Genomic DNA, 9,602 nt, shown 5'->3' with positions numbered 1-9,602 from the left:
GTCCCCACGTCACTGGCTTGCCTACCAGTTGCTCCTGCCACAATCGAGCCCTTTCGCCAAGGCCAATGCAATGCAGAAGGTGTTCGCCGCCCGCCACCAGACACGCGCCGTCTTCTTCGGCGTGATGATCTATTTGTCATCGTGGCACTTCCTCTACAGTGCAACTTCGGCCCCCCATGCTTGATCAAGTGACAGGCCACTCCGGACGCGCCGCGTGGATCGCCGCTGCCCTCCTGGCGGCTCTCTTTGCCGCCTTTCAGATTCAATCCTCGCTCTACAGCGGCGCGCTCTCGCTGCCCGTCACGTACGACGACGTTGGTTACTTCAATGACGCGCTGGCCAGGCTCGAGGCACTTCACCATGATGGGGGCCTGGCATTCATTAAGGGGTTCTGGTCAAACCCGCCTCACGCACCTCTGCAAACCCTGCTGGCCCTCATCGCCTTCGGGGTGTTTGGCCCTCATCCTTGGGCGGCGGATGCAATGAACGCCATCCCGCTGACCATCATCCTGAGGCTATTTCTAGGTTTCACCATCCGCGCACTGCCGATGGCGACGGCCACCATCCTGACGGCAGCGTTGCTGGCGTTTCCTCTGCTTGGACTTCTGATCGTCGAGTTCCGCCCTGATGCACTTTGCGCCTTGCTTACGGCTGCTGGGGCGATGACCATCGCCGCCGATCCGCGCTGGCGCGCCGGAGAGCAGAAGACTGTAGCCGTAGCCTCCGCCCTCTTTGTGGGCGCGCTTCTTGCCAAACCGACGCTCGCGCCGGTGACGGTCGTGGTGTTCGGTGTCGCCGCTGCGGCTACAGCATTCATTCAGACCCAGTCGAAAGAGGAGGCACTGCGCGTCAGCCGCATGGCCATCCTCTCGGGAGCCATCGCGGCACTAGTCGTGCTTCCCTACTACGCAGCTGTATCTCAGCGGCTGTATGAATACATCACTGTCAATGCCTTCGGCTCGCAGGCCGCTGTCTGGGCGAAGAACGCGGCAACTCTTGATCCAGCTGCCTACTATCTCACTGGGCCAGGCGGCAAGGCCGCGATCGGCACTCCTTGGTTGGCATTGTCCGGTGCACTGCTCGTCGTATCGGCGCCTTGGTGGGCACAGAGCTGGCGTGTCGCGCTGTCGGCCGCCATTGCTGCTGGCGCGGCCTATGCCGGAGTCACGGCGCCGAGCATGAAGAGCCCATTCATCGGCCTCGTCGTGCCCGCTTTCGTACTGTGTATCACTGCAATCCTCGCGGCTTTGTTCATCTCCAAGATGCCGCGTTGGCTTGGCTTCGCGTTCGCGTTATGCATGCTGATCTTTGCCCTTCTAACGTGGCGACCGGTTGCGCTTCGGCTCTGGGGTACGACGGTGCCCACTGCCCAGGCCCAGCACTTCAACCGAATCCATATGCAGACGGTCGATGTCCTTGAGGCGATTCCCAACATCGGCCAGCGCAAGCTGTACTTCCCCGTGATTGCCCAATATTTGAATCGCGACAATCTAGAGTTTGAGCTGCGTCGACGCGGTCTTTCGCCTCCATCGATGCCAGTCAGCTACATGGTCGGAGACATTCAGGGTCAGAAGCAGATGCTTGCGGATTCCGACTTGGCGATTCTTTTTTCGGATGAAAGCACCCTTCCGCTGCCTTGGCCGCCAAGTGCAGGGATACGCAAGGACATCAATGCTGCAGTGGCCGCCGAAGGCGCTTTCGAAGAAATCGGCGCAGTTGATGCAGGCCCGTACCTGGGACGCATCGTGGTGCTGAAGAGAAAATGATCATCGCGTCTACAGCAGCTTCCCTCCCATGAGGCCAGCGCGTTATTGCCATCCTCGTCCTGCGCTCCTCGATGAAGCGGTTCTAAACGTACTGCGCTCTTCGTCCTGCTCGGCTTCTGCCTGTTTCATATTGTCGGCGTCATGCAGTTGCCAAGGTCCGCTTCTGACCCGACCTCAGCCCTCGAAGGAAGGCTACCCTGTCCGCTTGAGGTATCCATTGGGGGCCACGCTTAGCAAAAGCTTGTGATCCATCGTGTGATCGATCACAAAGTCGGAAGTGGTAGCCATGAACTCGCGCACGGCAGTCTTCGGATTGTCTCCCGGTCCCCATGGGCGATCCGGGAAGAGTTCGGCGGGCAGGTCCTCGACGATGGTGTCGAAGACGACGCAGTAGCTACCGATCGTCACCAACGGTGCGTAGGCCTGGAGTTCGCCGAGCACGTGAGCGTGCGTGTGATTGCTGTCGAGGCACACCAGCACACTTCGCTTGCCAAGCGCTTGTTGGCGGACCTTCTCGATCACCTCGGGGGCAACGCTGGATCCCTCGATCATCGAGATCCGCTTGAACATTGGATGAGCTTCGATCGCTGCGCGGTTGTGCGCGCGAATCTCGATGTCGATGCCTAGCACTTTCGCATCGGCCGGCCCTCCGCAGGCGGCATTCAGTTCCAGCATCGCCGCAGAGAATATCAGCGAGCCACCGTGCGCGATGCCGGTCTCGATGATCAAATCGGGCTGCACCCGCCAAATGATCTCCTGCATCGCGACAATGTCCTGCGGATACTGGATGATCGGCCGCCCCAGCCACGAGAAGTTGTACGAGTAGCCCGCGCGAATGGACGAATCCATCAGTGCCTGCGCGTCAGTCTTCAACTTGGCATTGGCGTCGTTGGCGGCAATGCGTGCCGCAGTTTCGGCTTCAAAACTCATTCTGGTCTACCTTCACTAGACGAAACCGGCCGCGGGAGTGCGCCGCGATCTCGTCAAAATAATTGGAGTTCATCACGAACACCAGCGAGCCGGCGGGCAGCATCTGCAGCGCGTTTTCCGGCGAAACGATTTTCAGCGCGGTGCCAGCCATGTACCTGTCCTGCTTGACCGGATTGATGTCGATGCCAAGATCGAAGTCAACACCCGCATTCTGCAGATGATGGGAAAAGATCACCCCCTTGGAAGAGGAGCCCCAGATCGCCTTGGAGCCGGGCGTGCTGAGCGCAAGCGCCTTGCTTCGCTCGATGCCTGCCAGGAAGTCAGCGGGCAATTCGACGAGGTCAGTCCGAACAGCAGCCGGATCTCGCAGCGAGGCAAGGTCAGCAACTACATAGAGGTACTGGCCGCCGAAGACATGGCCTTGTTCGCGGATCCGCCCGAACATGCGTTTGAAATCCGCTGCCCGAAAGTAGTTGACGTGCTCATAGAAGATGTCGAACCAGGCACGCCTCGCGCAGATCCACTCGAAGCACGGGACTTCGATGTACAAGCTTCCCCGACCTCCGTTGGCATGCGCAATGGCGTTGAGGAATTGCACGGGGTCCTGGATGTGCTCGAGCACGTGTCTGAGCACGAGCGCATCGGCGGAAAGGCCCAGCGCGGGCGAGAACGGCGCCTTGACGACGTACGGGCTGTCACCTTCATAGGCGGGATCGATGCCGGTCGCCTCGAAGCCAGCACTGCGCAGGTGATCGAGGAAGTAGCCCTTGCCGCAACCTACTTCGATCAACGATGGCGTGCGGAAATGGCGTCGGATGATGGACAACACTTCGTCCAAGTGCTGCCGGAAGACCGGCGAGCACGCTTGCTCGTTCTGGTAGTCGGCGTCATAGCTCAGCAGGCCGGCATCGAAGGCAGCGTTGAAGACCAGGCCCGTAGCCTCGTCCTGAATCAAGACCATGTCTCCTTTCGGAGAGGCCTTCGCCGACGACATGCTCGCATACACCCTGTTCTGCAGAACCGGTAGGCCGGAGATGCGCAGAAGCTCGTTCTGCATCATGTCGGCCCCAGAAGCCGGGTCAGCTTGGCGCCGGAGCCCCAGAATGCCATCGGCTCGTACGCTGGATACGCGTAGTGCCCCAGTGCGAGCTTCATCGGCCAGCGATGGATTTGCAGCCAGCCTTCGACCAAGGCCCGGACAGATGTCGGTTGGCCGGAGCAGACATTCACGATTCCGGCGCCCGGCGCTTCGCACGCCAGGCGAACGAGGCGCCGTGCCACTTCGGTCACATGAAGAAAGTCGCGTAGCTGTTCTCCACCGGACATCGGAAACTCGGCGGCGCCGGTACTGCCGGCGGCCATGAACTGACTGTACAGCGAGCCCGGGGCTTGCCCCTCTCCGTACATGTAGAACAGCCGCGCCCAGCTCAGCTTGAAGCCGAGGTCGGCGGCGAGGAACTCCAGCTCGCGGCGCAGCGCGTCCTTGGCGAAGCCGTAGGGGTTGCGAGGGTCGGGTGGTAGTGACTCATGCAACTCACCCGATCGCATGCCGTACTCGAAGCAGGTGCCGGCGCACAACAGGGACGGAAGCCCGGCGGCTGCGAGCAGCTTGAGGAACCGGTACTGCTCGGCCAGGTGCGTCTCATAGTGATGACGCGACAGGTAGTTCGGCAGCCCGCTCCAGGCCAGATGGATGAGCACATCGGGTTGTCCCAGCGCGGCAAAGACATCCGGTGGCGGCGCGGTCAGATCGAATGCGACATGCCGCATGCCGGAGGGCAACCAGGCGCCTGGCGGGCGGCGAGACACGGCCACCACCTCGACGTCCTTGTGCTCTGCGACCGCGCGCAGGACATGACGCCCCACGAACCCGCTGGCGCCTGTGACTGCGATCCTCATCGAACTTCGATCTCCGGCACCGCGCACACGAACTTGCCGCCCCAGTCCCGGATGTAAGCAAGCTGTTCCTGCACCTCGGACTTGAGATTCCACGGCAGGATGAGCACGTAATCGGGGCGCTCGCGCTTCAGGTGCTCTTCATCAACGATCGGGATCCGGCTGCCGGGCATGAACTGCCCCTGCTTAGCCGGATTGAGATCGACGACCCACGGCACGAGGCCCGTGCGCACGCCGGCATAGTTCAGCAGCGTGTTGCCCTTGGCTGCTGCACCGTAAGCACCGACACGCTTGCCGGCACGGCGGGCCTCGATCAGGAAAGCCATGAGGCCGTCGCGGATGTCGTCCGCGCGCTTCTGAAAGCCTGCATAGTAGGCGACCGAGCTCACCCCGGCTTCCATTTCAGTCTCCAGCAGTCGCGCCACTGCGTCTTCGACCGGACGTTCGCCCGTTTCGCGCCGCTGCGCATAGACCCGCAAGCTTCCACCATGCGTGTCGAGTTCCTCCACGTCAAAGAGGCCGAGGCCATTGGCTTCGAAGATCCGGCGAACTGCTGTCAATGACAGGTAAGAGAAATGCTCGTGATAGATCGTATCGAACAGGCACTTGGCCACGAGTTGCGTCAGGTGTGGGAACTCGAAGGTGGCCACGCCATGCGGTTTCAGCAGTCTGGCGAAACCCGCCACGAAGTCGTTGATGTCCGGCACATGCGCCAACACGTTGTTGGCCACGATCAGGTCCGCAGCCTTTCCGTCGACGACCAATTGCTCGGCCAGTTCCATGCCGAAAAAGGCCTCCACAATGTCCAGACCCTTGGCGCGTGCCGCGCGCGCCGTGCTGGACGTCGGCTCTACGCCGGTGCACGGAATTCCTGCCTGCTGCACGTACTGCAGCAGATATCCGTCGTTGGCGGCCACCTCCACGACATGCGACGCCGAGGAGATCGCAAAGCGCTGCGTCACCGCCTCGACATAACGCCGGCTGTGCTCGAGCCAGCTCGTCGAATAAGAGCTGAAATAGGCATAGTCGTCAGAGAAGAGCTCGGCATAGTGCGCACAGTCCTCGGTCTGCACCAGCCAGCATCGGGTGCAGGTGAGCACGCGCAAGGGATACCACTTCTCCGGCGCCGCGAGCTGCGCCGCGCTCAGGTAGGCGTTGGAAGGCGGGGAAGAGCCCAGGTCCATGAACTGCAGATCGAGCCCTGCATGGCAATGGCGACACTTCATCTAGATACCACCGAAATCGGGTGTGAGGTATGGATGCGTGGCATCACGCTCGGAGAGGTCGGCGAACGGGAGCGGCCAACCGATGGCGAGCGCTGGATCAAGGGCATGCAAGCCGCCCTCGGCGCCCGGGGCGTAGGGCTCGGAATGCAAGTAGATCAACTCCGCATCTTCGCTGAGCGCCTGGAACCCGTGAGCAAAGCCTTTGGGAATCAGCAGGCCGCGCATGTTGTCGGCGTTCAGCAGCTCTGAATGCCACTGGAGAAAGGTCCTCGAGCCCTTTCGCAGATCAACCGCAACGTCGAATACTTCGCCTCGGATGCAACTGACCAGCTTCTCTTCGGCATAAGGCGGATACTGGAAATGGAGTCCGCGAACGGAGCCACGCCGGCGCGTCAAAGTGTGGTTGATCTGGGAGATAGGCTGGCGAAAGCCGGCAGCGCCCAGTTCGTCGGCACAGAAGAAGCGGCTGAAGAAGCCGCGTACGTCCTCGTGTCTTTGGCGCTGGATGCACATCAGGCCTTCCAGCGCCGTCGCAGCGACCGTGAACCTGGACACCTCACACCACCTTCGAATATCGAAGAAGTCGAAGCTTCTTCATGGTTCTTAGCAATGGGTGGGCGCCGAGCGATGCCAGCTCGGTTTCAACATCCATTCGCTTGCGATCATTCTGCTCAGCGAGCGTCCTGGTGCGCTCCTCCCGTTCGATGGCACTGGACAAAGCCGCCTGAAGCTCGGCCTTTTCGGCCTGCAAGCGAACGTTGTCCTGCTCCAGCCTATCAATGGCCTGGGTAGCCCGCTTGATCCAGCCGAGAACCGAGGCAACCAGTTCGGTGCCCCCATCTGCAGACGTTGCTCGATGTGCAACCCCCGTGCTTCCGATCTGTGGCAACTGGAACACGGTCCCTTCGGCCGCCTGGCGCATCGGGCTCGCCGTTTCCTCGACGCCTTGGATCAATGAGAAAGCCGTCTCCCAGTCGCCCAGCCTGAAGCCAGCGAGGCATGCGGCAGCAACCCGATGTCCTGCAGACAGGTCGGATCTCGCCGGAGCGATCCACGCGGCTCGCAGCCGCTGCTTCATGATGTCCCTGAGGGGCAAGTACTCGTCGCGCGAAAGGATCTTCTGACGCCCGATCTCTCGATCCAAGCGCTTGAACAATCGAGCCCAGGAGCGAATATGCGAAACGTCGAAGCCGCCGCTCGCCTGGTTGTCGTGAAGGGAGTACACCGCACCCGGTCGATTGCACAGGTAAACCGGGTAGTGGCAAAAGATCTGGACTTGAAAGTCCACATCGCTGGGGAGCCCCGTATGCAGGTATGGCGCCCCCAGGCACTCCAGCGTTCGGGTGCGCCAGAGAACGGAGCTCCACGCATAGTGCCCGAAGCGCAACCAGTCATCCAGATGCTCGCGCGGCTGAAGCACGCCCCACCGGATCTGATCCAGAGCGGTGGGATAGGTCGTCAGGAGGACTCCCTGCGCGTTGCGCGCCTCGGTCACAAATACCGCCGCGCCGAGGTCAGGCTGCTGCTCCAGAACCTGATGCGCGTCATGCAGAAAGCCTGGCAGCAACCAGTCATCATCGGCCAGCGGCACGAAGTACTCGGTCGAGATACTGTCAAGTGCTTGCGAGTAGTTTCCGGTTGCACCGATGTTTTCTGGCCTGCGCGTGTACGAAACACGAGGGTCCATCGAAGCAAGTGCACGGGCATATGCTTCAGTCTCGTCCGTGGAGGCGTTGTCGAAAATGTGCAGGACAATCGGCACTCGGCGCTCCTGAAGCACGCTCTCGACCGCGGTTTGCAGCTGTACTCTCCGGTTGAAGGTCGGAATGACGACCGTGATGGTGTGATCAGCTTGGCTAGTCATGCGAGGCATTCATATCAATGGTCGGCCACGCGCGCCCGCGGACCGGCAAAGACATAGTACTTGTTCAACACAAAAGACAGTGCGAAATACACGACGCCCGCAATCACCTGCGCCAAGCCTTCGTGCACGCCGGCATGGCGGATCAGAAAGACGAGCATCCCGAGATTGGCCAGATACGCCAGCAGAAAGATCGCGACGAAGCGGATGATCTCCCGCCGCGGGGGCGCTGCACTGCGAAACGTGAAACTGCGATTCAGCAGGTATGAAGCGATCAGGCCGACGGCGTAGCCGATCACGTTGCTGAGCACTGCACCCAGGCCGGCCACGTACATGCACGCAAAGATGACTGCGTAGCCGAGCGCGGTATTGACGACGCCCACCGCCGCGAACCTGAGCAGCTGCTTCATCGGGTGTGGCCTGCGCTGACCCAGTACTGCCCCCCGAGCGGAAGCCAGCCGAGGAATCGTTCGAGTGGAAGGAGCCACGAAAGACGCGGCGGTACGAACAGGCAGTAGGTCTGACGCTGCAGTTGCAGGCCAGCGTGGCGGAACAGCGAGCGCAGCTCGTTCGGCTTGAGCAGGATCGCGTCAGCATCAAAGGGGCATGTGCTCACGATGCGCCGCGTCACGGGGTTGAAGGGGTTGTGTTCGAAAATGTCGATCGAGCCCCCCGGGGCGAGTCGACGTGCGAGCGTCTCCATGACGGCGGCCCGCTGGATGGGCGGGATGTGATGAAACACGCTCGCAACGAAGATCAGATCAAAACGGCCGAGCTCTAGGTCTTCGCTTTCAACCTCGAAACGTGCCTGCGGATTGCTGGCAGCCGCAACCTGCAAGCTAGCCGCAGACACGTCTGTACCGACGATCTTGGCGTCCGGAAATGCAGCCTGGAGATAGCCGATATTGCGGCCGGTTCCGCAACCGTACTCGAGCACGCGGGCGACCGGGCGGCGCACGGCGCCACGGATCAGGTCGACCTTGTAGCGCGCGAAGTACTCCGAATCCTCCGCGTAGAGCTTGGTGCTTTCGCGCAGGAGTTCGTCGTAGTCGGCGGAATAGTCATCGAAGTCGACCTTGCCGGACGCAGCCGCCACCCTCTCGTCTGGAGGCGCTCCGACGCGGGGTGGCGCCTTTGCGCCGCGCTCAGTCCCAGACATGCCACGGCGCCTTTCCAGTCGACCAGAGGGCTTCGAGCTCGCGCTTGTCCCGCAAGGTGTCGCAGGGTTGCCAGAAGCCGTTGTGGTTGAAGGCGTTCAATTGCCCATCCTGTGCGAGCTGCATCAGTGGCTCCTTCTCCCAGGAGGTCGCATCGTCCTTGACATAGTCGATGGCACGGGGCTCGAGCACGAAGAACCCGCCGTTGATCCATCCGATCTCGTCCTTGGGCTTCTCCACGAAGCTGGTGACCTGTCGCGCTGGGTCGATGTTGAGCACGCCAAAACGCCCCGGCGGCTGAACGGCAAGCACCGTCGCGAGCTTGCCGTGGCTGCGATGGGCGGCGACTTCGGCGCCGATGTCGACATCGGCGAGCCCGTCGCCATAGGTCAAGCAGAAGGTTTCTCCATCAAGATACTTCGCCGCACGCTTCAGGCGCCCGCCGGTCATGGTCTCCGCACCCGTGTCGACCAGCGTGATGCGCCAGTCCTCGGATTGGGAATTCAGGATCTGGTGCTCGCCCGTGCGCAGGTCGATCCGCATGTCCGACATGTGCCGGTAGTAGTTGAAGAAAAATTCCTTGATGACGTAGCCCTTGTAGCCCAGGCAGATCACGAAGTCCTTCACACCGTGGTGCGCGTAGATCTTCATGATGTGCCAGAGCAATGGCCTGCCACCCACCTCGACCATCGGCTTGGGTTTGGTGTCGGACTCTTCCGCGATGCGCGTGCCCAAGCCGCCCGCAAGAATGACTGCCTTCATGTGC

At 61.4% G+C, this 9,602-nt stretch carries 11 protein-coding genes; 2 read left to right on the top strand and 9 right to left on the bottom strand.

Going from position 1 to position 9,602, the window contains the following annotated elements; translation table 11 throughout:
- Positions 1–184 (top strand): hypothetical protein (locus APY03_RS44395; protein WP_232324387.1); only part of this gene is annotated, 184 nt, incomplete at its 5' end.
- Positions 177–1,766, top strand: a complete 1,590-nt coding sequence (locus APY03_RS24385) for a hypothetical protein (RefSeq protein ID WP_068680920.1) — start codon at positions 177–179, stop codon at positions 1,764–1,766. The genes APY03_RS44395 and APY03_RS24385, both read left to right, overlap by 8 nt.
- A 192-nt stretch (positions 1,767–1,958) precedes the next feature.
- On the opposite strand, the gene APY03_RS24380 is transcribed toward APY03_RS24385, so the two are convergent.
- The 9 genes from APY03_RS24380 to rfbF are packed head-to-tail and all read right to left on the bottom strand — an operon-like array spanning position 1,959 to position 9,598.
- Positions 1,959–2,696: a cephalosporin hydroxylase family protein gene (locus APY03_RS24380; RefSeq protein WP_068680918.1), complete on the bottom strand. Its 738-nt coding sequence runs from the start codon at positions 2,694–2,696 to the stop codon at positions 1,959–1,961.
- The gene (locus APY03_RS24375; RefSeq protein WP_068681058.1) at positions 2,686–3,753 is read right to left on the bottom strand and encodes a class I SAM-dependent methyltransferase; all 1,068 of its coding nucleotides are present in this window, start codon (positions 3,751–3,753) and stop codon (positions 2,686–2,688) included. The genes APY03_RS24380 and APY03_RS24375 overlap by 11 nt, the downstream gene beginning before the upstream one ends.
- Positions 3,753–4,595, bottom strand: a complete 843-nt coding sequence (locus APY03_RS24370) for an NAD-dependent epimerase/dehydratase family protein (RefSeq protein WP_068680916.1) — start codon at positions 4,593–4,595, stop codon at positions 3,753–3,755. The genes APY03_RS24375 and APY03_RS24370 overlap by 1 nt, the downstream gene beginning before the upstream one ends.
- Positions 4,592–5,818 (bottom strand): class I SAM-dependent methyltransferase, encoded by a 1,227-nt coding sequence (locus tag APY03_RS24365; protein ID WP_068680915.1) that lies wholly within the window; start codon positions 5,816–5,818, stop codon positions 4,592–4,594. The genes APY03_RS24370 and APY03_RS24365 overlap by 4 nt, the downstream gene beginning before the upstream one ends.
- On the bottom strand, positions 5,819–6,373 hold the full coding sequence (locus APY03_RS24360; RefSeq protein WP_068680913.1) for a dTDP-4-dehydrorhamnose 3,5-epimerase family protein: 555 nt from the start codon (positions 6,371–6,373) through the stop codon (positions 5,819–5,821).
- A 1-nt stretch (position 6,374) separates the two neighbouring features.
- On the bottom strand, positions 6,375–7,682 hold the full coding sequence (locus APY03_RS24355) for a glycosyltransferase family 2 protein (protein ID WP_068680911.1): 1,308 nt from the start codon (positions 7,680–7,682) through the stop codon (positions 6,375–6,377).
- A 14-nt stretch (positions 7,683–7,696) separates the two neighbouring features.
- The gene (locus tag APY03_RS24350; RefSeq protein WP_068680909.1) at positions 7,697–8,089 is read right to left on the bottom strand and encodes a GtrA family protein; all 393 of its coding nucleotides are present in this window, start codon (positions 8,087–8,089) and stop codon (positions 7,697–7,699) included.
- Complete coding sequence (locus APY03_RS24345; protein WP_068680907.1) at positions 8,086–8,775, bottom strand: class I SAM-dependent methyltransferase; 690 nt, start codon at positions 8,773–8,775, stop codon at positions 8,086–8,088. Before APY03_RS24345 ends, APY03_RS24350 begins: the two co-directional genes overlap by 4 nt.
- Before the next feature lie 49 nt (positions 8,776–8,824).
- The gene (rfbF, locus tag APY03_RS24340; RefSeq protein WP_068680905.1) at positions 8,825–9,598 is read right to left on the bottom strand and encodes a glucose-1-phosphate cytidylyltransferase; all 774 of its coding nucleotides are present in this window, start codon (positions 9,596–9,598) and stop codon (positions 8,825–8,827) included.
- Between the last annotated feature and the right edge of the window lie 4 nt (positions 9,599–9,602).

Origin of the sequence: Variovorax sp. WDL1, assembly GCF_001541225.1 — a bacterium.
In the GTDB taxonomy this organism is placed as follows: Bacteria; Pseudomonadota; Gammaproteobacteria; order Burkholderiales; family Burkholderiaceae_C; genus Variovorax.
This window is presented reverse-complemented; position numbering and strand designations above follow the sequence as displayed.